Origin of the sequence: Providencia sp. PROV272, assembly GCF_049901975.1 — a bacterium.
Taxonomy (GTDB): Bacteria; Pseudomonadota; Gammaproteobacteria; order Enterobacterales; family Enterobacteriaceae; genus Providencia; species Providencia stuartii.
In genome coordinates, this window is sequence record NZ_CP096291.1 from 2,838,113 (window position 1) to 2,860,184 (window position 22,072).

At 39.2% G+C, this 22,072-nt stretch carries 19 protein-coding genes, 1 tRNA gene and 3 pseudogenes; 14 read left to right on the plus strand and 9 right to left on the minus strand.

Annotated elements, in window-relative coordinates; translation table 11 throughout:
* Positions 1–454 precede the first annotated feature (454 nt).
* The gene (locus tag M1E93_RS13110; protein WP_042116439.1) at positions 455–1,645 is read left to right on the plus strand and encodes a TPM domain-containing protein; all 1,191 of its coding nucleotides are present in this window, start codon (positions 455–457) and stop codon (positions 1,643–1,645) included.
* Between the two features lie 184 nt (positions 1,646–1,829).
* On the opposite strand, the gene M1E93_RS13115 is transcribed toward M1E93_RS13110, so the two are convergent.
* Positions 1,830–2,588 carry a YnfC family lipoprotein gene (locus tag M1E93_RS13115; RefSeq protein WP_004918281.1) on the minus strand — a complete coding sequence of 253 codons (759 nt, stop codon included), beginning with the start codon at positions 2,586–2,588 and terminating at the stop codon, positions 1,830–1,832.
* Between the two features lie 960 nt (positions 2,589–3,548).
* On the opposite strand from M1E93_RS13115, the gene M1E93_RS13120 reads away from it, so the two are divergent.
* Positions 3,549–3,929 (plus strand): nitrogen fixation protein NifS, encoded by a 381-nt coding sequence (locus tag M1E93_RS13120; protein WP_071886628.1) that lies wholly within the window; start codon positions 3,549–3,551, stop codon positions 3,927–3,929.
* A 450-nt stretch (positions 3,930–4,379) separates the two neighbouring features.
* Positions 4,380–5,140, plus strand: a pseudogene (locus M1E93_RS13125) (IS5 family transposase).
* Positions 5,141–6,157: 1,017 nt separating this feature from the next.
* On the opposite strand, the gene M1E93_RS13130 reads toward M1E93_RS13125, so the two are convergent.
* Positions 6,158–6,826, minus strand: a complete 669-nt coding sequence (locus M1E93_RS13130) for a hypothetical protein (protein ID WP_014657981.1) — start codon at positions 6,824–6,826, stop codon at positions 6,158–6,160.
* 640 nt (positions 6,827–7,466) lie between these two features.
* Between M1E93_RS13130 and M1E93_RS13135 the strand changes: the two genes are divergently transcribed.
* The 4 genes and pseudogenes from M1E93_RS13135 to M1E93_RS13150 all read left to right on the plus strand — a co-directional run bounded on the left by M1E93_RS13135 (position 7,467) and on the right by M1E93_RS13150 (position 10,351).
* On the plus strand, positions 7,467–8,354 hold the full coding sequence (locus tag M1E93_RS13135; RefSeq protein WP_004918271.1) for a PhzF family phenazine biosynthesis protein: 888 nt from the start codon (positions 7,467–7,469) through the stop codon (positions 8,352–8,354).
* 284 nt (positions 8,355–8,638) lie between these two features.
* Positions 8,639–9,043: a DUF2251 domain-containing protein gene (locus M1E93_RS13140; protein ID WP_036943657.1), complete on the plus strand. Its 405-nt coding sequence runs from the start codon at positions 8,639–8,641 to the stop codon at positions 9,041–9,043.
* A gap of 198 nt (positions 9,044–9,241) precedes the next feature.
* Positions 9,242–9,442 (plus strand): annotated as a pseudogene (locus tag M1E93_RS13145) (IS3 family transposase); the annotation flags it as partial.
* Between the two features lie 504 nt (positions 9,443–9,946).
* Positions 9,947–10,351, plus strand: a complete 405-nt coding sequence (locus M1E93_RS13150) for a hypothetical protein (protein ID WP_014657971.1) — start codon at positions 9,947–9,949, stop codon at positions 10,349–10,351.
* On the opposite strand, the pseudogene M1E93_RS13155 reads toward M1E93_RS13150, so the two are convergent.
* Together M1E93_RS13155 and M1E93_RS13160 are read right to left on the minus strand one after the other, a co-directional pair.
* A pseudogene (locus M1E93_RS13155) lies at positions 10,277–10,679 on the minus strand (tyrosine-type recombinase/integrase); the annotation flags it as partial. The gene M1E93_RS13150 and the pseudogene M1E93_RS13155 overlap by 75 nt on opposite strands.
* Before the next feature lie 198 nt (positions 10,680–10,877).
* Positions 10,878–10,962, minus strand: a tRNA-Ser gene (locus tag M1E93_RS13160).
* A 182-nt stretch (positions 10,963–11,144) separates the two neighbouring features.
* On the opposite strand from M1E93_RS13160, the gene M1E93_RS13165 reads away from it, so the two are divergent.
* Complete coding sequence (locus M1E93_RS13165; RefSeq protein WP_004918228.1) at positions 11,145–11,474, plus strand: TusE/DsrC/DsvC family sulfur relay protein; 330 nt, start codon at positions 11,145–11,147, stop codon at positions 11,472–11,474.
* Positions 11,475–11,486: 12 nt separating this feature from the next.
* On the opposite strand, the gene M1E93_RS13170 is transcribed toward M1E93_RS13165, so the two are convergent.
* Positions 11,487–11,768: an acylphosphatase gene (locus M1E93_RS13170; protein WP_223854711.1), complete on the minus strand. Its 282-nt coding sequence runs from the start codon at positions 11,766–11,768 to the stop codon at positions 11,487–11,489.
* A 219-nt stretch (positions 11,769–11,987) separates the two neighbouring features.
* On the opposite strand from M1E93_RS13170, the gene hspQ reads away from it, so the two are divergent.
* Positions 11,988–12,308: a heat shock protein HspQ gene (hspQ, locus tag M1E93_RS13175; RefSeq protein WP_004918224.1), complete on the plus strand. Its 321-nt coding sequence runs from the start codon at positions 11,988–11,990 to the stop codon at positions 12,306–12,308.
* A 70-nt stretch (positions 12,309–12,378) separates the two neighbouring features.
* Here the strand turns inward: hspQ and M1E93_RS13180 are convergent, their stop codons facing one another.
* Positions 12,379–12,792, minus strand: coding sequence for a CoA-binding protein (locus tag M1E93_RS13180; RefSeq protein ID WP_004918221.1), 414 nt, complete (start codon positions 12,790–12,792; stop codon positions 12,379–12,381).
* Between the two features lie 261 nt (positions 12,793–13,053).
* Between M1E93_RS13180 and M1E93_RS13185 the strand changes: the two genes are divergently transcribed.
* Positions 13,054–13,512 carry a methylglyoxal synthase gene (locus M1E93_RS13185; protein ID WP_014657950.1) on the plus strand — a complete coding sequence of 153 codons (459 nt, stop codon included), beginning with the start codon at positions 13,054–13,056 and terminating at the stop codon, positions 13,510–13,512.
* Positions 13,513–13,551: 39 nt separating this feature from the next.
* Here the strand turns inward: M1E93_RS13185 and helD are convergent, their stop codons facing one another.
* On the minus strand, positions 13,552–15,606 hold the full coding sequence (gene helD / locus M1E93_RS13190; RefSeq protein WP_104873368.1) for a DNA helicase IV: 2,055 nt from the start codon (positions 15,604–15,606) through the stop codon (positions 13,552–13,554).
* A gap of 258 nt (positions 15,607–15,864) precedes the next feature.
* On the opposite strand from helD, the gene yccS reads away from it, so the two are divergent.
* On the plus strand, positions 15,865–18,051 hold the full coding sequence (gene yccS / locus M1E93_RS13195; protein ID WP_014657948.1) for a YccS family putative transporter: 2,187 nt from the start codon (positions 15,865–15,867) through the stop codon (positions 18,049–18,051).
* Between the two features lie 83 nt (positions 18,052–18,134).
* On the opposite strand, the gene M1E93_RS13200 is transcribed toward yccS, so the two are convergent.
* Positions 18,135–18,737: a TfoX/Sxy family DNA transformation protein gene (locus tag M1E93_RS13200; RefSeq protein ID WP_225829639.1), complete on the minus strand. Its 603-nt coding sequence runs from the start codon at positions 18,735–18,737 to the stop codon at positions 18,135–18,137.
* 232 nt (positions 18,738–18,969) lie between these two features.
* Here M1E93_RS13200 and sulA point away from each other — a divergent pair, with 232 nt between their 5' ends.
* Positions 18,970–19,491, plus strand: coding sequence for an SOS-induced cell division inhibitor SulA (sulA, locus tag M1E93_RS13205; RefSeq protein ID WP_014657947.1), 522 nt, complete (start codon positions 18,970–18,972; stop codon positions 19,489–19,491).
* 355 nt (positions 19,492–19,846) lie between these two features.
* Positions 19,847–20,920, plus strand: coding sequence for a porin OmpA (gene ompA, locus M1E93_RS13210; protein WP_014657946.1), 1,074 nt, complete (start codon positions 19,847–19,849; stop codon positions 20,918–20,920).
* A 218-nt stretch (positions 20,921–21,138) separates the two neighbouring features.
* On the opposite strand, the gene matP is transcribed toward ompA, so the two are convergent.
* Entirely contained in the window at positions 21,139–21,603 is a 465-nt protein-coding gene (gene matP / locus M1E93_RS13215; RefSeq protein ID WP_004918208.1) for a macrodomain Ter protein MatP, read from the minus strand.
* 162 nt (positions 21,604–21,765) lie between these two features.
* On the opposite strand from matP, the gene M1E93_RS13220 reads away from it, so the two are divergent.
* Positions 21,766–21,942, plus strand: a complete 177-nt coding sequence (locus M1E93_RS13220; protein WP_014657945.1) for a GhoT/OrtT family toxin — start codon at positions 21,766–21,768, stop codon at positions 21,940–21,942.
* The last annotated feature ends 130 nt before the right edge of the window (positions 21,943–22,072 follow it).

Here is a 22,072-nt window from a genome sequence, read left to right on the forward strand (position 1 = left end):
CACATAAGCTGTATTCACTTTATTCTTTATCCGTCTGTCACAATTCAATAACATTTCTGTATAAAATTTAATAAAGACGATAAATCTATTAAGTGCGAGAAAAAAATGTCTTAAATAGCAAGATAAGTTAAAGAATGTGAGTAATGTCACCTCGTTGCGATTAGAAATTAAGCTTTTGTTAGACAATATGTGAGCTTTGCTACTCAAGAGTTCAAGAGTAGCCTATTAACATTTAATGATATGAATGACAGGTTTTAACGAATATTCTTATTTTATCGGAACAATATTCAATGATTAAATTAATTTTAATTTAATCATTATTTCTCAAAACGCTATTCCATCCTATGAAAACGATTACAAATTAAATAAGATTATGTATTATTCAGTCAGTATATGCTGACGTTATATGACTATCGAATATAATGAAATTCACCCTTTCAGAAAGGATTCCACGATGATTGGCAAAATTCAGCAAACAAAACAATGGCTATGGGGATTGTTTTTCTTATTGTTCTCTATTCCCACTTTTGCGAATACACTTTCTATTCCCACGATGACCAGTCACGTCGTGGATGAAGCACATTTATTAACAACAGAACAGCGCGATAGTTTAGCTCGACGGTTAGCGCTATTTCAGCAACAAACTGGGTCGCAAATTGCCATTTTAATCGTAAAGAGTACTTCCCCATTAGATATTGAAAGCTATGCAGAAAAAGTATTCAATCAATGGAGGATTGGTCGTATAAATATTGATGACGGTGTTCTTTTACTCGTCTCTGTCAATGACCGTACAATGCGTATCGAGGTGGGTTATGGGTTAGAAGGGGCAATCAGCGATAGCCTTGCAAAGCGTATTTTAGAATATGATTTTATACCTGAATTTAAGCGCGGTAATTATGCAGGAGGTCTCAACCGTACTATTGATTCCCTAATCGCCTTAATAAAAAATGAGCCACTCCCTGACGCCAAAACTCCTAGCTTTTTTATTTCTAAACAACCTGCTCCCTTTGGTTTATTAGATGCTTCACTTGCTATCGTACTAGCGGCAAGCGCTTATATCTGGCTTTTTATCATATATCATCTTATTAAATTACATAAACTTAAGGCTGCAATTCCAATCGCTATCATTCTCTTGTTAACTGCTTACACTGGCGGCTTTAATAACCCCGCAGGTAATGGCATGAAGTTTGGAGAAGATTTTTTATATACAGAATTACCACGTTGGAGCCAATTCCTTTTTCTCAAAATACTACCCACCTGGATGGTGTTCATCCTCGCTTTCACTATGTTTGTTGCGATATTTCTACTTTTATTTTTGGCTGTTGCTATTATTTATAAAATACTTGGCCTCATTATTAAGTCAGAAAAAAAGCGTCTTTCGATTACTATTGCCTTCTTATTTACTGGTTTTATTTTTCTATTTGCACTCGTCATATCAGAAGGTGATTTTGTTATTTCATCCGTTATTTCAAGTAGTGTTGGTTGCATCATTGGCATTGGTCATTATTTTGGTTTTATCAATGTGTACATTGGTGGGAGCAATAATAATGGCCGAGGCGGCAGTAGTGGAAGCCGAGGCGGTGGCGGATTTAGCGGAGGTGGTGGCGGGAGCTCCGGTGGAGGCGGCTCTTCAGGGTCGTGGTAAATTTCCTTAAGACTACGCCATAGTAGCCATTCACGGGATACGCCTAACACGAGATTTCAAGTTAGGTTGCTAAAATAACAATTTATACCCTCTTATAACTGGCTTTTAAAAATTAAAAGCCTGTTATACTCTGAGAGGGCGATTCTTGGACACAGACTAAAGCTCCTTTATAAAAATTTCGCTATCAATAGAATGACACTTCCGTCGTACTATCTTTGATTAACTTAATGTCCTGACCATTTTCATTTATTGTTAGTTCAAAATGACACTTATGTGCAATATTTTGGCTATTGTAATCACATTTAGAGTCTACTTGTAAAATAGTCTGACCTAACACACGAATTTTCATTAACAGATCAAATGGCTTAGTGATATCTTTCCCATATGTAATAATGGTTTCAGATATTACTTTATTATCTTTGTAATATTTTATCGTTGTTGGTAGTTTAAACTCATTATAATTATTTTCGCTAAACTTTGTTTTATTATCTGCCAATACAGAGCCGATAATAATCCCTTCTTTGTTATATCGATATATCAGTTTTCCATTATTATCCTTTCTTGATAATATCGTACAGTTATTACCGATTTCCATTTCTACAGGGCCATTATTATCCCTACCAACTAATTTATTTTTAACTCTCTCAACAAAGAGATAATTATGTACACCACTGAGGTATTCATCCTTTTTTTGGTTTAAAGCAAAACTATCTATGCAGCCATCACGACCAATTTTTAACAATGACTCATAGTTAATAGACTTGTCTTTATTGTAAACGACGGACCTAATTTCTTTAACATTTCCTTTAACTGGATTAAAATCATAGAGTTGTGCCATGTTGAACACAACAGGATTATATTGTTGCTTTTGAAATGCCAAAGATTCAGAAGCGATAAAAAAAGTAATTAGCGGTGTAATTGCCAATAGGTATTTATTACTCATTTTTAATTTTATACCTCTAAACGACTTGTATGCTGTGGTTTATTTTCAATAATCATTAATTTAATTTAATTTATTATCAATATAATATTTTACATAAAAATCAGCTAGTTAATAAAAAACATTACACGTAATAATAGCATGTATGCTCCTAAATATGCTAATGGTAACCACCTAAATAAATAAGATTTATCTCATCTTTTCGAGCCATCCGATGAGCAAGCCTGAGCAAAAATTAAGCAAAAAGACACTTGAATTAGGAAAAATAACTTTTAATTATATTATACTTACGAAATATTCCAAGCACTGTAAAAATATCTTTACTCTTATAAATCCGAAGTCATAGTATGCATAGAAACAGGTACTGTTGTTAAGGTTAAATGGCTTTAATTTTCACGCCCCAGAATATTGATATAAGTAAAAATAACTATATTTTCATTTACTCACCATCAAGCGTAATAAAATAGCTTATCGCTCATCATTTAATTTGATAAAAAAATTACTACTCATTAACATAAATATTCAATGCACAATCATTATAAATCGATAACATCAGAACATGTGCAAAGTGAGATGAGTGATGATGGCATAGCGACAAAATCATCCTTTCCGTAATTCCCCGTCTTATCACACACCAATCTATATCATACGGTACTTTTTATGGTCGAAGTGATTTGCGCAGTTCAGAAGATTAGGTACCTAAATGTGAAGAAATTGCCATCACACTATTCACCTCTTTATATGGCAATATGGCGCCACCCGACGTTCATAGATGAAGAGCACACCGAGGACACGTCTTGATCGCTTATGTATCCCCTCTTTAGCTATAGAGGTGATGTTTTACAAGCAAAGGTCAAAAACAGTTATTTCAATCCATCAGTAGGATTGAAACTAGCATAAATTTATATCAATGATCCTAGTCAGTGTGGTATGTTTATATATTACGATATTGATAATTCAACAATGGAAAAGAAAAAAATATACTTTATCTATATGCCTAGCCCTATACTTGGCAGAAACCCTATACAAGGGGTAACAGGTTCCGGTATTTTCGGCGCTTTGTTTAATTTATATACCGAAGATAACTATATATTAGCCCTACAAAAAGCGATAGCACAGAAAAATTTAGACTGGCATGTTTACCGAGATGACACCGAATCAGATATAAAAAAACTTATTGAACAAGGTGCTAGACTTCTGGTCTGCGCCCCAGGTTTGAAATACATGTTTTATAGAAAAGGATTCGACAGAAAAAACATTATTTATCTCGACACTTTAGAATATGCTAATAATGTCACAACACCTGTTATAGATAGAATTGTCGAATTAGAAAATTTGCAGTGAATATACATTTATTCATCTTTATTTACGCATGTGGAAGTACCATACGCCATCTCTAAATCAACATATAAATGTACTGTTTTTTCAACAACATAAAACACCAACTCTATCAACACATTTATCATTAAGACCTTAAATTAAGGTAGTTTCTTAAGAAAATAAGAAGGAACTAGTTAAATTGAAAATACTGTTTCATTTTTTTTGAAAAACACAAAAATGCAGTTAACAGCAAACATAATGCAGTTTCCTCATACTTCCCCCAAAGTGCCCCCAACCTTTCAAGATCACTATCATAACGAATAGGACCTTCTGGGATGCTGGCCCACCCACCACTAAAATTAGAATATAAGAACCTATCCCAAAAGGAATTGTCAGATAATACATAATGATAATTTATGAGGGCAACGTATGGTAGGTAATAAGTGGCAAATCAGTGATGAACTCTGGGAGAAAATGGCTCCTCTCATCCCGGAGCATAGAACTCAACACCCGCTGGGTACGCACCGCAAGCGGGTTGATAATCGCGCTGCAATGAACGCCATTTTCTTCGTACTCAGGACGGGTTGCCAGTGGAATGCGCTAAATGCCACCGGTATATGCTCGTCAAGCTCTGCTCATCGCCGATTTCAGGAGTGGCGGGATGCTGGCGTATTTGAACGCTTCTGGCAAAACGGGTTGCTTGCTTGCGAACAGTTGGACGCTATTGACTGGTCGTGGCTGTCGATGGATGGTTGTATGACCAAATCACCGCTGGCAGGCTCAAAAAAACAGGCAAGAACCCAACAGACCGAGGGAAACGGGGCGTAAAGCGCAGTCTGATGACTGACGGGAACGGGCTTCCGCTTGCACTGGTTGTCGCTGGAGCAAATACGCACGACATAAAGCTGGTTGCGGATACGCTCGATGCCCTCCAGACGGGCAGACCGGGCAAGAGGCTCCGGTTGTGCATGGACAAAGGGTATGAAGCGGAATGGTTGGGAGCGTATCTGAAAAGTCGTCGCTATGAACCTCATATCCAGTCACGGAAGGATGAATCAGAAGCCATCAAAAACACGGATTTTAAGGCCCACCGCTGGGTTGTAGAGAGAACACACAGTTGGATGAATCGCTACCGTCGTGTCCTGACTCGTTGGGAGAAGAAGGTCGAGAATTATGAGGCAATGCTGCATCTTGCCTGTGCCATCATTGTCTGGAATAAAATCCTATTGGGATAGGTTCTAAGAATGAAATAAGAAAACAAAACCATCCTAATAAGGTAAATATTCTGGCTAACCGATTTCTTTTAAATGATAAATACAAAGCAGCAACTTGAATGACTAATACTAATAACATGATTGCGTTAAAGAAGTAAGTTTCAATTTTCAAGTAAAGAGGAATGTTCATCTTGTAAACAACAAATAAAAAAGATGTGTTTTTTAACAAATAAAACAAAAATGAAGATATATTAATTATAATAATTATCTGAATTATCCATAATGAAATAGGTTTTTTCACTTAATATCCTTATCAGCTTACGAAAAATTTTAGACAAGAATACAGGATATTTAACTTACTGTCACCATTTCGTATTTCATAACTTTCTTTCATTAGTGGGCTGTAATTTTTTCATAATCTAGCTTCAATAAATGATAACTTTCATATTGAGCCAGTACATTCCTATAACATTTTAATTATCGTTATTTGACCAAAGGAGTATAAAATCAATTAGATAACCTACTGACTGGCATTCATTTAATATGTTTAAAAAAGTCGCTAGGAAAGATTTTATTCCTCTGCCCCATAGGTCATTATCAGATTACGTTTAAAAACACCAAACTTACATCATCTATAAGATAACACGAAGATATAAGTATACTCTACAAGTGACGGCTATTTGTTGTTGTAAACTTCAAGTCATGACCTATAACAGAAGCCCATGTGGTAGATTTATAAGGCCACTTCACTATAGTGACCTTTTGTTAAACTCTCTGAAAATTATTTTTGCTCGCTTTTTTCAGTAGGATCAAACGGTAGACCGTTAGCAAAAATAAAGGATAAAGCAACAATCAAAAATGTAGCGACCACGAATAATTTGTCTATCACTTTTTTCATATCGATCCCCCTAGTTTTAATCTATCAAAAATTATGACAAGTTCTATGATTTAGCAAGTAGCCTTTCATTGAGACAGCATTAAAGAAGATATATGCCAATAAGCCCGTTGTACGGGCTGTTTGACGAAAATAACTTGACGCTAAAAATGACTTAATACTTCATATGTTATTGATTGTTCTGAGCTATCAAGCACTTTAATTTTTGCGCCTTTGTATGAAATAATATTACTTTTCTTTAAATCATACTGGATATCATTATTAAAGCCTTGGTTTTCAATATTAGAACCTATTTGCCTATAGCCTATATTTACAGAGTCACCATTTTTCCCATTGAAAATTAATGCTTCTTCAAAGGAATTTCCTGCAGGATTACTTAATTTCACCTTATCAAATTTAGCCTTATCGCTACAGATAAAGACATTAAATTCGGTGACAACACATAGCTCATGACTCTCTTTTTTTACTAATAATGAAGTCCATGGTTGCCCAATAACTTCAACGACCACACTACCAGAATCATTCGTATTCGTAGGCATATAAAAATCACCTTTATCGCTTTCCCCTACCTTTTTAAAGGTTCCTGGCGTCACTTTATAGGCTAAATCTATCTGAGTTGAATCGAGCACTTTGATCCCATCAATCTCACTAATTACTCCATCCCTTACTAAGGGTTGCCCAATACTTATCGTGTTTACAGTTCCTATTTTTGGCTCGCTCACCTTATGTGAAGAAGGGGTATAGTTATATTCCGTAACTGCGCATCCCGATAAGGCAACCATACAAACACATAAGACTGATAATTTTCTCATTTAACTAAATACCTATATGGACAGAATAATAAAATATTTTACATACCGAATGTTACATTTATTAATAATGACCAACAAGTTATTGTCGAGTAACAGTAAAATGCGATTATCTTTTACCACCTGGTTATTCTTAATATTGCAGTTAATCGATGATTTTACCCCACTCTTTCATAGCAAAATTCCATTTATGTTAATTAATATACCGACAAACAATATGATGAAAGAGGTGAGTGACGCTGATATTGAGTTAAACGTTCGTTGTGCTAGCTAATATTGCACCTCTCCCATAAATCGAGATGCTTTATATGTTACTTTAGCTGCACAAGTCCGAGCATTTTAGTTTTTACAAGCTTTCTTCCTAAAAAGATGATAGAAAGGGTTTCTGTCACAAGAATAAAAGGCTTGATGGTCAGAGAAAGCATTTAGCTGTCTGTGGCATTGAAAAATATCTGGGTATATTGGGGCTGATGGTTGCTTTGAAAATATTGGTACTTTTCCGAGCTACCGCAACGTCTATGTAATCTATTTTATATTTTAGGCACGACACAAAAGCGACCATGCCCAACCTCACATTGAAGATATCCAACCTATTAACGATACACAAAACGTATAGAACCTATTTATTACACAGGAGCAGTTAATGCAAAACGAGGCAACATACTCGGTTGAGCACGGCGTCAAGGTATACCTTGTGAACTCATTTACCCAGAATAATTCTGGCGGTAATCCTGCTGGGGTGGTTCTCAATCCCCCAAACCTAAGCATTGCACAAAAAATAGCTATCGCACGTCAAGTTGGTTTTTCCGAGACTGCATTTGTCTATACTGGCAAGGAGACGGATTTTGAAGTGGATTTTTTCACATCGGAAGGGGAAGTCGATTTTTGCGGGCATGCAACACTAGCCGTTTTTTTCACTCTAGCCTCACTTAATTTGCTTACACCAGGCTCTTATACACAAAAAACCAAAGCTGGTATTCTAAACGTAACCGTCAGTCCTGACAGTATCGTCATGGATCAAGCTTTACCTATCACGCGGCATGGGCCTGATGTTGAAGATATCGCCGCTGCCATCGGTATACGGCCCGAGGCTATTACAGGAACTGGCTTTCCCATTGAAATCATTTCAACAGGTTTGCCTGATATCATCATTCCCGTGCAGGCTGGCCAATTAGATATTCTGCACCCCGATCATGACGCTATCGCAAACTTAAGTCGTGAATTCGGTACTATTGGTTTCCATGTCTTTGAGCTGAGCCACCATGCCCCCATCACAGCCCACTGCCGAAATTTTGCCCCTCTATATGGCATAGATGAAGAATCGGCAACTGGCAGTGCCAGCGGCGCGCTAGGGTGCTATTTGGTCAATCATGTCTTACCTAATGAAACTCACTTTCTGTTAGAGCAAGGGCGAGCAATGGGCTGTTCTTCGATGATCCAAGTGACGATTGATAGACAAGCACAGGCGATTCGTCGTGTTAGAGTTGGAGGGCAAGCCACGATGATTGGTACAAGAGTAATTAGTATTTAATCAAGCACATCACAATTATCGTCCAAGTAAACCGTCGATAACGTTTTGCACTAATGGAGAAACAGCCATAGGCATTTCCACTCATTACCAATTAAATTCAGGTATTAATAGATTTGAGCGATTATAATAAAATGAATCCCTAACAAAAACTGCCACCACTAAGACTAGGGTATTTATACATATGTAGGATTGTAAGATAAATATTTTTACATATGACGAGCTTTTTCTATACTGAGTTTTGACAGTTTTTTTACTTTACAGGTGCATAAATTAAGGAACCACATATGACAATACTAGTTACAGCTCAAGAGCAAATTATCGTGGGGCAGGAAAAAGTAATCGAAAGCTTGGCCCCTGAAGGTACATTTGCAGCTGTATTTGAAGATGATGGAGAAACAGGATACTTCTATGCGCTAGATGAATCTGCTGACGGCAACCCAATTCAGGACGCCCTCCATATTTACAATGTAGAGGATATTTCAGATAGAAACATTCCATCTGATGTCAAAATTGGCTGGTCAGAAGATAGTCTTAAGTGCGTTCTGTTAATTAATAATTACCCACATGGTATATTTAATTTTGAGACTAAAAATGGGTATTGTCGTAGTGGTTTTCCGCCACCAACAAATCATAAATGGTCTATTTTAGGACACGAATGGAATGATACTGTTCATGATTTTTTTAAGTAACGCGTCTGGCATTTTTTAGTTATTACTTTTTAAAAAACGATATCTCAACTGTCCACTTCCCCTAAAATAAGATAGCTATAATTAGAGTTTCTGCCCAAAAATTACAGAAGCCGTTATGAAAACGTTCGTTTTACTGAAACGCAAATTGTCAGCAACTAGAAAACTCTAAATGGGTGTGTCTCAATTAGTAGGGAGTGGACACATAGTCTTTACGCATGGATTAAAAAATCTAGCCAGACTCTTCGCAATATCAAATTATATCTATTGAAAGTGATGACATTCTGCGACTTAAAAAAGAGTTACAAAGAGTCACTAAAAAGCAGGATACATTAAAAAAGCCGCGTTGTACTTTGCAAGTCAATCCGACTTAAATATGCCTTTATTAAAGCCAACCAACATACTTTAATGAGTACGGACTACGCTTGTCACTCTCAGCCTGAATAGTCATTGTGGCCATAACTTTACCTGTAGCTGTTTTAACTCTCTCAGGGGATTTTATTACCGTTCCTGATGTGGTGATTCTGGTTGATTTCGCATTTCTCATTTTTGATTTACTCACCTTCATACCATCATAGTAAATGCTGTATAACTTGCTTTAATTTGAAACCGAAGATGTACCTACTGCATACTCATAAAACACTAGTGATAACAAAGATATTAATCAATCCAATCTAATTTTGGTCAATGGCAAGCATTAGGTTTTATATAGCCCAATCAATAGTACCACCGTGGTTTATTCCAGTACCATTTCGGTACGTTATTACTATGAGTCTTTTTGATATCAAAATAACCACACCGTGTTTGCTTATGGTTATTAAAAATTATTTTCCTATTAAAAGCCTTTTCTCAATTAATAGTATTTAGTAGGCTAAAATGAAAAACATGCTAGCTAGGGTAATATCTATGTCTCAAGATTTTAACGTTTACCTCTCTTCTAAGTCACTCCCATCACCTTTCGAGTGGCAGGCGGAAATAGCCAAGGTTAATAAATCACTGATTATGGATACTGATTTTGACTTACTCACCTTTTCTGGTTTTCTTCCTTATCAATTAGATAACGAGATTACCGGCTTTGAATACGGCTCATGGTTTATGGATGATGATCATAAAAAAGAAATTAATATACCTACAGCTGATTTCTGTATTTTATTCTCAGTTGGTAACCGACCGCTTGAATTGATAGCAGCTGTAATATCCGCATACTGCCTTGTAAAGCTAACTGATGGAGTCCTGTCAGATCCCCAAGCAGGTATTCATATACCGCCATCTCAGATTGACTCTTGGATGAAGGCGATGTTGGCAAAGTAGCCCTAGCACTCTACGCCCATCAATATACTGAGCATGTTTATACGTTCCACGAATAGAGTTTATTAACGTGTGCTAGCTGTGTCTCAATCCATGCAGTGTTATAACCTTGTTCATGTAGGATGGTGCTCATTGTGTGCCTGAAGCCGTGGCCTGTGGCTCTACCACTATAGCCCATGCGCCTAATCATCGTATTCAGTGCCATATCTGGTATGTGCTTTCTATAATCAGTGCGACTAGGGAATATATATTGATAACTGCCACTGATGGGATGTGTCTGTTTCAGCAAATCAATCACCTGCTTTGATAGCGGTACAATATGAGGTCGGCGTGTAAGCACACTTGATTAGCATATTTGTTAGCTTCATAAGTCACTAATATTGTAGAGGGAATTCTATATAAAAAACTATGCAACAAATTATTGTAGAGATTTAGAAAGACGTTAGTAGACTTCGGTAGAGTGAGATTTAGCTAGAATGCTTGATTTACTTGGGATTGGAAGACTTTAGTAGACTTGATTAGAAGTGAAGAGCGGAGGAGAGATTCGAACTCTCGGATGGTTTCCCATCGGCGGTTTTCAAGACCGCTGCCTTCAGCCGCTCGGCCACCCCTCCGCAATGACGTGCACTATAAACATCTGCGCTTTCGATGTAAACCCCCTATTTTATCAATTGCTATAAAAATAAGCACTTAATGTGTTAATGGGCTAAATTATCAACATTTCCAACAGGTCGCTTGGGTTATCGCCTATTTTTTGCTAAATTTGCACTCTGTTTTTGTTTAGGTTGAAATCTGTATGTTGCTTTTTAACGGCCAAGAAATTGAGACTGACCCTCAGGGCTACCTTATCGATAGCCAACAATGGAGCGAAGATCTTATTCCTCTTCTCGCAGAGCAAGAAAATATCACTTTGACAGAAGAGCACCTTGAAATCATTCGCTTTGTTCGCGCATTCTACTTGGAATTTAATACATCTCCTGCCATCCGTATGCTCGTGAAAGCCGTTTCACAGCAATTTGGGGAAGATAAAGGAAATAGCCGCTACTTATATCGACTATTCCCTAAAGGCCCAGCAAAGCAAGCAACAAAACTTGCCGGCCTGCCAAAGCCCGTGAAATGTATTTAAATGGCTAGCCAATTAATAGCGGACCGAAAAATCCGCTATTTTTTCAGTGTGCCAATTTTCACTAAAATAGTGATCAATCTTTGCTCCTGGAGGGCCACCTGCATTGAGCCATTCTTCGACAAAACGGATATCTTGGTCTGAACCATAGATACCCAGTGCGACACTGCCATCTTCGCGATTATAGACATACCCTTTTATGCCATTTTGATTCGCCCAATGATACGTTTGGTAACGAAAACCAACTCCTTGTACACGACCATAGATATAAAACAAACGTCCGGTTGATGTTGTCATTTTGGCCCCCATTATCAGTGCATTATTTACTAAAATACGATTTATTACAGTTGTCTTTTATTCATCGAACATATAATCTGGAATTGAGGCACTGCTTTTCAATGTTGCATATAAGACAGTGTATTGCGTTATGAGTAATTGTCCATACATTGGCTTGAAAACGCGGAACACTGCCCCAATATAAAGTTATAGCATAAGCAAGGCTTTTAGGAGGTGGCTATGATGATCACCAGTAAATATGGGATCGGGCAACAAGTTAGACATAAACTACTCGGCTACCTAGGCGTTGTGGTCGACGTCGATGCCGAATATTCGCTCGAACAACCACACGATGATGATATTGCTTCAAACAGCACATTACGTGATCTGCCTTGGTACCATGTTGTTATGGAAGATGACAACGGCGAAGCTATTCATACTTATTTGGCTGAAGCGCAAATTACTTATGAAACCGCTGATGACCATCCAGAGCAACCTTCCATGGACGAATTGGCAGAGTCTATTCGCTCACAATTACAGGCACCGCGCCTACGTAACTAGTTGTTTATAAAATTATTAACTTGTATCCAACAGTAAAGCAGCCCAACGCTGCTTTACTGTATTGTCATGCTTACTTTTCTAAACCTAATAAAGGGATTTCTTGTTTTGGGCATCTATCCATAACAAATTTCATGCCCGCAGCAAGTGCGATGTTTTTCGCATCTTCACTAATAACCCCCTTTTGTAGCCACAGTACTTTGGCTTTAATCGCAACGGCTTCCTGTGCGATCCCCACCGCGGCTTCAGCATTACGAAATACATCCACCATATCTATTGGTTGAGGAATATCCGCTAATTTTGCGTAGACTTTTTGCCCTAATAGCATTTGCCCTGCTAATTTAGGGCTGACAGGGATTACGGTATATCCTTGCTCTAATAAGTACTCCATCACTTCATAACTTGGACGATCTTTTTTATCACTTGCGCCAACTAAGGCGATCGTATTGACACTACGTAATATTTCAGCAATTTCTTGGTTAGTCATCAAAATAACTCCCTAAATCAGTAAACTATTAATCTACAATATGATATATGTTGTAGTGTGTGCTAACTCAATTTTTCTACTATGAGTACCACGTTGATGTTGCTGGCAAGATGAGAGAAAACATGGATTATGTTTTCAATTACCCCAGAAAGTTATGAGATAGTCTTTCTCTCATTATTGCGATAAAAACCAGCAGATCGCGACAAACACGTCATTATTAATATGCTTAGCGTGATACCACGCCACCTTTAAGGGAACATCATGGAATCAACTACTCGTACAATAAAAAACACTAAAAATATAGCACTCGTTGCCCATGACCACTGTAAATCTTCATTATTAGCTTGGGCAACAAAGAATAGCGAACAACTTAAATCCCACCAACTGTTTGGAACGGGTACCACAGCGAAACTGATTAGTCACCATACAGGGCTTCATGTTACTGGTATGCTTAGCGGCCCTATGGGCGGTGACCAACAAATAGGAGCGATGATCTCCGAACAAAAAATCGATGTTTTGATCTTTTTCTGGGACCCTCTGAATGCCGTTCCTCATGATCCAGACGTGAAAGCCTTATTACGTTTAGCGGCTGTTTGGAATATCCCTGTAGCCACTAATCCAGCAACAGCAGACTTTATTATTACGTCACCCTATTTTAATGGTGCAATTGATATAGTGATCCCTGATTACCAGCAGTACTTACAAGAACGCACAAAATAAGCCTTCAAGAGCCGGATAGTTTATCCGGCTCTTTGCTATTTAAGGTTTTTTCTGTCTAGGCACACCTAACTGTTTTAATTCACTAACGAACTCTGATGGTTCATCGGGGTTATACAGTAGCCATACTTGCTGTTTTGCACGCGTCATTGCCACATATAACAGCCGCCTCTCTTCTGCGTGCTCAAACTCCTCATGTTTAGGGAGTAACACTTGTTCCATAATGGATTCGCGTGCCGCCGCTGGGAATCCATCCTTCCCACTGTTCAGCCCACAAATAATGACATGATCGGCTTGCTTCCCTTTAGAGGCATGAATGGTCATAAACTCAATCTTAAGCTTTGGCCAGCGTGTTTGCGCTTTACTTAAGATTTCTGGTCGCAGATAGTGATAACGTGCTAAACATAAAATAGTTTCATTTTCCGTGACATAACCACTCATCTTATCGAATAAACGCTCCAGTGCATTTTCATAAAGCAAAACGACTGACTTTTTATTGCCTTTAACGAGGCTATTAAGTGGTTTATCGAGCTGCGTCGGATTTTGCAATATAAAGCGATTCGCAATTTCACCAATGCGCTGATTAAACCGATAAGTGGTGTCTAATGCGCACAGCGCTCCTTCGCCAAAATTGTGTTCAAAAGAGGTTGTCAGATCAAGCTCTGCCCCGCTAAAACGATATATAGCCTGCCAATCATCACCAACAGCAAAAAGTGACGTTTGTTTATTCTGTTGACGCAATGCCTGTAGCAGTTTTGCTCTTAACGGCGAAATATCTTGAAATTCATCGACCAATATGTGTTTCCAAGGGCTAATAAAACGCCCTTTCTCTAATAAATTAACAGCTTGATGGATCAACCCAGAGAAATCGATAGCCCCTTCATCTTTTAGAGCACTTTTCCAAGCCTTTAATAAAGGTGACATGAGACGAAGGCGTTTTTGAAACAGATCTCTAAACTGCTCGTCGGCAGATTCGATCATCTCTTTCTGGCTACCGCCATGCATACGCATTAAACTTAACCAGCGCTCTAAGCGACTTACTATCTTTTTACTGATTTTTTCATCTTTCCAGAATTCACCTTCCGGCACATCCCACTGTAGCTCCTCAGTTAGCCACTCCCGCCAGCCTTTCGCTTGCGCTTTTTTCGTACTGCACTGTGTACGCCATTCATTCAATAACAATTCACCGCGTTTTTGAGAGTCAGTTTCGAATTCACTGATAGCAGGTGATTTATTGCTTCCTTCACGAATGATATAGAGCGCTAGCGCATGAAATGTTTTGGCTTCAATATCCTCCTGCTGCAAACGCTCTTGGATACGTTCATTCATTTCTTGCGCCGCTTTACGACCAAACGCTAATAATAAGATTTGCTCAGCCTTAGCGAGCTTTCTTAAAAGAAGCCAGCCGGCTCTCGCGACTAATACTGACGTTTTCCCACTCCCCGCCCCAGCAAGTACTAAAACGTTATCTTCTCCATTAATGACGGAGAGTGCTTGGCTTGAGTTTAACGGGGAGGTTTCAACATGTTGGAAAAAATCACTATAGCGTGACAGGATTGATTCACTCCATTGTTGGTTAACCTGTTGCCGACAACGTTCTCCATCATTGAGCCATTGCAAACAGTAGTGATAAGGGGCAGCACAGTTTTCAAATTGACTGACTCGCGCTAACGGCAGAGGAAGGGAGGAAAATTGCTCGCTGATCTTTTTACGAAAGGTGTTTAATTCACGCAAGCTAAACCAATTATCCTGCTGAGTTTGCTGCTGTATTCCTTTTGCGAGGGCGACAAGCACTTGAGCACTGACCTCACTCATTTCAATGCTCCATTGTTGCCATTTATCATTTAAATAGTGATAAAAGCGTTGCGTTTGCTTCCATTCGGTTCCATGCAAACGAACAACTTGCTCATCAGCTAGTTCAAACTCTAACTCCCCCCAAACAATTCCCCTTTTGCAATGAATATCAATTAATTGGTTAAAAGGGATAAGATATTGATGTTTTTCACCACTCACCTCAATGCCAGCATTTAATAAGCGAACCCGATTATAGGGATGCTGAGCCAGGCGCTGCCCAATCTGTGTTGATTTCAGTTCCATACATCCTGCACCTGAGTAGTTCAATCATGAAAATAACGGCTGCTTGATTCCAGACAGTTTTTTATTACTTACAAACACGCTATCCTATATAGACTCTAAATATTCGAGTTGTATCTAGGCGGCAGGTTAAACTGCTTGTTTATTCGTCGAAAAGACGCCCAAGGAGCCTATAAACCTTGAGCACTTCAACACGTAACAGCTAGGCAACTTAAAATATAACGAGTATAGACTACGAAATGTTCGCCTCTGAGGTACTTTGTGTTAACGCTGCTTACCAGTTATCGTCGTGTTTTATATAACAGTCATGCTCTATATTATATCCGAATCTTAATCGCCCTGACAGGGACGACACTGATCCCTTGGTTATTGGGGCAAGAGCCTAAAGTCACAATCCCTCTGACATTAGGTATGGTAGCGGCCGCCTTGACCGACCTAGATGATAGGTTGACTGGCCGATTAAAAAACCTAGCTATCACCCTACTTTGTTTTTTTATTGCCTCAGTTTCGATTGAGTTACTGTTCCCGCATCCCGTTCTGTTCTTTTTTGGGTTGGCACTCTCGACCTGTGGGTTTATTCTCTTAGGGGCGCTAGGTCAACGCTACGCCACTATTGCATTTGGTGCGTTATTGATAGCCATCTATACCATGCTTGGGGTGCCAATATTTGATACTTGGTACCAACAACCCGCCCTATTACTTATTGGGGCTATTTGGTATAACCTTCTTACGTTGATCGGCCACATTCTTTTCCCTGTTCGGCCTTTACAAGATGCGATCACTCAATGTTATCAACAATTAGCCGCCTACCTCGATGCAAAGGCCAACTTATTCGACCCTGATCTTGAAGATGACTACCAACAGTCAGTCTATGATTTAGCCTTAGTCAATAGCACCTTAGTCAGTACGATGAATCAGGCTAAAATTGCGCTGCTCAGTCGGCTCAAAGGCGATAGAGGCCAGAAAGGAACACGTAATACCCTACAATATTATTTCGTTGCACAAGATATCCATGAACGGGCTAGCTCATCACACATACAATATCAGCAACTGAGTCGTACGCTACGCCATAGCGATATTCTCTTTCGTTTCCAACGACTACTTAGCATGCAAGCGCGGGCTTGCCAACAGGTAGCACAATCTGTTTTGTGGCGTAAGCAGTACCAACATAACCCGCGCTTTGAAGGTACTTTTGCTTACCTTGAAAACTCACTGCAACTGCTAAAACAACAGTCACCTGCAATTCATGAAATTAAGGCGCTGTATAATCTACTCAAAAATCTAAAAGGGATTGATGTCCAACTGAGAGGGCTTGGCCTCGAACAAGGTTCACGCCAACAGAATAATAAACAATTTGAACAACTCTCAGATGAGTCACCTTCAGGCATCAGTGATATCATCGCGCGCTTCAAGCACCATTTAACGCCGCAATCCGCCCTGTTCCGCCATGCAGTTAGGATGTCTCTCTTATTATGTACAGGCTATCTCATCATCCAATTATTTGATTTAGAAAGAGGATATTGGATTTTATTGACTAGCTTGTTCGTTTGTCAGCCTAACTATAGCGCAACAAAACGGCGGCTCGCACTCCGTATTATTGGCACACTGATTGGGATCCTCGTTGGCTTGCCGCTATTAAAATTTGTTCCTTCTATGGAAGGGCAGCTCACCTTAATTGTTATCTCTGGGTTACTGTTTTTTGTTTTCCGCAGTAGCCAATATGCGCAAGCGACACTATTTATTACTCTGCTCGTTCTATTTTGTTTCAACCTGCTAGGGGAAGGATTTGAAGTTGCTCTCCCTCGGGTCATTGATACGCTAGTTGGTTGTTTTATAGCCTTCCTTGCTGTTAGCTTTATATGGCCTGATTGGAAATTCCGCCAGTTACCGCAGGTTGTGCAAAAAACCATGAACAGTAACTGCCGCTATTTAGATGCGATTTTACAGCAATATTACCAAGGTAAAGATAACAGTCTGGAATACCGTGTTGCACGCCGCGATGCCCACAATAATGATGCTGAGTTTGCTTCTATCGTTTCCAATATGGCATCCGATCCTAAATCGTATAAAGTCACTCAAGAGCAAGCCTTTAGGCTCCTCTGCCTCAACCACACCTTACTGAGTTATATTTCAGCATTGGGTGCGCACCGAGAGCAAATGCAAAATGAGGAAAACCTGATTATTTTGAGTGATGCTATCTGTTATGTAGAAACATCATTACAAGTCATGAGCCTAGATACCTTAATGGATGAGAAATCAGAACGTCTACGAGAGAGTATCACTCATCGCATAGATAGCATATCGACCAGCGATGATGAAAAGACGGTTCTTATTATGGAACAAACAAGGCTGCTGCTTGAACTGATCCCTGAAATAAAATCCATGATCAAACAAATTAATATTCCCGTTACTTCGCCTCTTGCAAATGGCCATCATTCAGCCATATAGCGGATAAATCAAACTGATGAGCGGGTGTCAAAATACAGCGTTAATTGTTACACCCGCTTGTGCGACCTTTAGCCTAATACGGTTCAACCAACGCTGTTGTACCAATTAATCAACTCTTGTTTAATTTGTGTCGGCAGCACAGCACTGTGATAACCTTCGATTGCACCAGCCAACCCAATTAATAATTTGATACTAGGGGAAAAACGACCAAGCTGTTTTAACTTCAAAAAACACGCTTTCGCGCCTATTTCACGTAAATCGTCGGCTTTATGAATACCTATTTTCCCTAATGCCCTTTCAACCGACATATTCATATTAGGTAAATCTTTTATCCGAGTGACGGCAGACTGCTTTTGCTGCCGCTCTTCAATAGCTGAACGATAGGCTAAATCAATGCAGTGCAATAAAAGCGCTTCATTCTCCCAAATCTGCTGAGGTAACTGATAATAGCGCAGCTCTAGTGGGATCCCTTTTTTACTGAAAACTAACCGTTCAAGTTCAATTGATTCAAAGTAGCTCCTTGCAAAAAGGCAGCCACGTAAATATAAGAGCCCATCAAGCGCTAAGCCAACAATAACGTTATCAACAATCAAACAATAGCCGCCAAAATAGTTTTTCTTTTTAAATTCACCAAAACCTTTTAACAGCTGATCTAATCGAGAATCATTTTTTTCCGTTAAAGACATACACCCAAACTCCTTATGAGCATTCATCTACTTCCATCCTTGTGTGTGAAACTATAAATACCTTAATTTTACAAACAATTAGCAGAAGTACATTCTGAGAGGATCCGCTAAAAACTCCAAGAATATTGCAGATAAAAACAACAAAGTTGCGAAGCGCTTTGAAAAAATAGTCTTGATATTGGATAAATATACAGTTACTGTATATACATACAGTTTGATTGTGAGGTGAACTATGGCTATTTATTCTTGGAACAAGGCAACTGAACATTCTGTTAACCACAGCACACAAGCAATGCCTTCAACACCGCCTATTGATGGCTCGATGCAACAAGGCATGGTGAGTGAGCTGGTTTACGATGAAAAACATCCTATTATGGATTACATTCTACTGCCGATGTTGCGTCAGTTCGGGGCGCAATCTCGTTGGCTGCTTTGGCTAAGCCCCAATAAAAAGTTAAGTCGTCACTGGTTAATGCAATCAGGCTTGCCTATTAACAAAATTATGCAACTCAGCAATATGGCGTCGATAACGACGATAGATGCGATGGAAAAGGCATTAAGAAGTGGTAATTATAGTGTTGTTTTAGGTTGGCTACCGGAATTAAATAAACAGGACTTTGCTCGCTTACAAACGGCAGCACAAGAAGGACATTCTATCGGCTTTATTATGCGCCCTCAAAAAACACATAATATCGCAAGTATCCATTCTGGACAGCAAAATAACCTAAAAATTCACTCTAACTATTATCACTAGCCAAGATTAAGAATATTCTTAGTAAATTTGACATTCGGATATCTCAGACTCAGAAAATACCGAAAAAATAATTGAGATCAATGTGATAGATAATAATCAACTCAAAATAGGATTACGTTTATCTCTCTGATTTATCCGCTAAAAAATGTTTTTTTACCATGATTTTTGCTTGCTCTACTTGTATCTTTTTTAGTTCGTTGTAGACTTTAGCTTGTTAAGGCTATGGCATTATTTTTTACTTTTTATAAATTTTTGTAGATAATGTCAGCGAAACCTAGCAAGTATTTTAAACCAATGGCGAATAATAAGGCTCTTTGAAGCCATGCCTATATTGGATGATAACGAGGCGTAAAAAATGAAAAAGACAGCTATCGCAGTAGCAGTGGCAGTAGCAGCTTTCGCAACTGTTGCGCAGGCAGCTCCAAAAGACAACACTTGGTATACCGGTGCTAAACTGGGTTGGTCTCACTATGAAGATACCAGCTTCACTCCAGTTGATCGTGAAAACACTGTAGGTAAAAGTACTGACCGTGATACTTTCGGTGCTGGTGCATACGCAGGTTACCAATACAACCAGTACATGGGCTTCGAGCTTGGTTATGACTGGTTTGGTAAAATGAAATACAAAGGTGCTGGTAACAACGGCGACCTGAAATCAATGGGTGTTTCTCTGACTACCAAACTGAGCTATCCAGTAATGGACGACTTAGACGTTTACACTCGTTTAGGTGGTATGGTATGGCGTACTGATGTTAAAGCACACCAAACAGGTGAAGAGCGTTACAAAGAAAACGATACTGGTGTTTCTCCTGTATACGCACTGGGTGTTGAATATGCAATCACTCCAAACTGGGCAACTCGTTTAGATTACCAATGGGTTAGCAACATCGGTGATAACGACAACCTGGGCGTACGTCCTGACAACGGCATGCTGAGCGTTGGTCTGGCATACCGCTTCAACCAAGAAGCAGCACCAGTTGTTGAGCCAGCTCCAGTTGTTGAGCCAGCGCCAGTTGTTGAGAACAAGCGTTTCACTCTGCGTTCAGACGTTCTGTTCAACTTCAACAAAGCAACTCTGAAACCAGAAGGTCAGCAAGCACTGAACGAACTGTATAACGAACTGAGCAGCATCGACCCAACTCAAGGTCGCGTACTGGTAGTTGGTTTCACAGACCGTATCGGTTCACAAAACTACAACCTGCCACTGTCACAAAAACGTGCTCAGTCAGTTGTTGATTACTTAGTTGCTAAAGGCGTTCCAGCAAGCGCAATCGCTGCTGAAGGTCGTGGTAAAGAAGATCCAGTAACTGGTAACAAATGTGACAACGTTAAAGGCCGTGCAGCTCTGATCGAGTGTCTGGCTCCAGACCGTCGCGTTGAAATCGAAATTCAAGGTACAACTGAAGTTGTCACTCAACCAGGTGCTTAATTCTTAGCCCCTCGTTCGAATTTCGAACTGAATACAAAAAACCCCATTTCGATGGGGTTTTTTTTTATGCTAAAAATCATCAGCTCACTAAACACAATCTGTCATTGTTACGATTAAATCGATCGTGGTCGAAAAAATAATGGCGGGTTACAAAGCATTTCGTTGGGAATAAAACGATCGTGGTTGATCAACGGGCAACTTGAGATAATCGTCCCCCCCTATTTTTTGGTACTTGAATTCCCTAGAATCGCCTGTAGGTCTTGCTTTAACGAACTCATTTGGCTCTCATACTTATCTTTATGCTCAGCATCTTCGATCAACTGAATGATCGTCTCTGATAATGTTTTATTGCGTTTCACTGCAAGGTTAGATAAACGCTGCCAAACAGAAAAGTTAAGGTCGATAGATTTTTTTCTGGTATGGGGATGCTCAGCATTGAAATGACGTTTACGTCTTGCTCGAATGCTTTGCTTCATACGGTTATCCAATTGTGGATTCATATGCAAAGCGATCCATTTTAAAACCTCTGTGGGCTGGTTTTCCATTTTGAGCAATAGCGCGATAGCCTCACTTTCGGCACTTCTTTCGATATACCGAGTAATTGGCTCACCACTTCGGGACTTCTTCACCAGATATTCCCATTTCCAGCCACATTCTAAATTTTCAAGCTGCTGATATTTCATATTTTTTCCTGACGAAGATCGAACCTGACCTATATTAGCAATTTTAGATGAAGATACGCAATTTAAGCACCACCGTCGACCTATTATTGACAAAGAAGATAACAACTAGGCACAAAATAGTGTACAATCAACGTTCATCTATTAACAATTTAATGAACAAGCATGTCAACATTTGAATGCATACTTCTCGTATATGGGATAGGCGGGGTGTGCTCAGCGCTTATAACACTACTCCTGACTAAAGACCCTAATATCTTTATGAGATTGCTCAGTGCGCTCTTAATTGGCTTAACATGGCCAATGTCTTTGCCTGTTGTGCTATTATTTTCTTTATTCTAACTGATTATACGACAATTATTGCTGCAAGATTGGCGCTCAAACGCTAATATAGCAACCTTGCCCTATGGGTAATAAATTGGCCTGAAAACAACATATACTCTAAATAGTTTGCAGTACAGCGAATTGCTCA

What these genes read in the sequence shown, in the direction of transcription:
- M1E93_RS13110 (WP_042116439.1), top strand. Translation starts at nt 455, where the DNA reads ATGATTGGCAAAATTCAGCAAACAAAACAATGGCTATGGGGATTGTTT.
- M1E93_RS13115 (WP_004918281.1), bottom strand. Translation starts at nt 2,588, where the DNA reads ATGAGTAATAAATACCTATTGGCAATTACACCGCTAATTACTTTTTTT.
- M1E93_RS13120 (WP_071886628.1), top strand. Translation starts at nt 3,549, where the DNA reads ATGGAAAAGAAAAAAATATACTTTATCTATATGCCTAGCCCTATACTT.
- M1E93_RS13130 (WP_014657981.1), bottom strand. Translation starts at nt 6,826, where the DNA reads ATGAGAAAATTATCAGTCTTATGTGTTTGTATGGTTGCCTTATCGGGA.
- M1E93_RS13135 (WP_004918271.1), top strand. Translation starts at nt 7,467, where the DNA reads ATGCAAAACGAGGCAACATACTCGGTTGAGCACGGCGTCAAGGTATAC.
- M1E93_RS13140 (WP_036943657.1), top strand. Translation starts at nt 8,639, where the DNA reads ATGACAATACTAGTTACAGCTCAAGAGCAAATTATCGTGGGGCAGGAA.
- M1E93_RS13150 (WP_014657971.1), top strand. Translation starts at nt 9,947, where the DNA reads ATGTCTCAAGATTTTAACGTTTACCTCTCTTCTAAGTCACTCCCATCA.
- M1E93_RS13165 (WP_004918228.1), top strand. Translation starts at nt 11,145, where the DNA reads ATGTTGCTTTTTAACGGCCAAGAAATTGAGACTGACCCTCAGGGCTAC.
- M1E93_RS13170 (WP_223854711.1), bottom strand. Translation starts at nt 11,768, where the DNA reads ATGACAACATCAACCGGACGTTTGTTTTATATCTATGGTCGTGTACAA.
- hspQ (WP_004918224.1), top strand. Translation starts at nt 11,988, where the DNA reads ATGATGATCACCAGTAAATATGGGATCGGGCAACAAGTTAGACATAAA.
- M1E93_RS13180 (WP_004918221.1), bottom strand. Translation starts at nt 12,792, where the DNA reads ATGACTAACCAAGAAATTGCTGAAATATTACGTAGTGTCAATACGATC.
- M1E93_RS13185 (WP_014657950.1), top strand. Translation starts at nt 13,054, where the DNA reads ATGGAATCAACTACTCGTACAATAAAAAACACTAAAAATATAGCACTC.
- helD (WP_104873368.1), bottom strand. Translation starts at nt 15,606, where the DNA reads ATGGAACTGAAATCAACACAGATTGGGCAGCGCCTGGCTCAGCATCCC.
- M1E93_RS13200 (WP_225829639.1), bottom strand. Translation starts at nt 18,737, where the DNA reads ATGTCTTTAACGGAAAAAAATGATTCTCGATTAGATCAGCTGTTAAAA.
- sulA (WP_014657947.1), top strand. Translation starts at nt 18,970, where the DNA reads ATGGCTATTTATTCTTGGAACAAGGCAACTGAACATTCTGTTAACCAC.
- ompA (WP_014657946.1), top strand. Translation starts at nt 19,847, where the DNA reads ATGAAAAAGACAGCTATCGCAGTAGCAGTGGCAGTAGCAGCTTTCGCA.
- matP (WP_004918208.1), bottom strand. Translation starts at nt 21,603, where the DNA reads ATGAAATATCAGCAGCTTGAAAATTTAGAATGTGGCTGGAAATGGGAA.
- M1E93_RS13220 (WP_014657945.1), top strand. Translation starts at nt 21,766, where the DNA reads ATGTCAACATTTGAATGCATACTTCTCGTATATGGGATAGGCGGGGTG.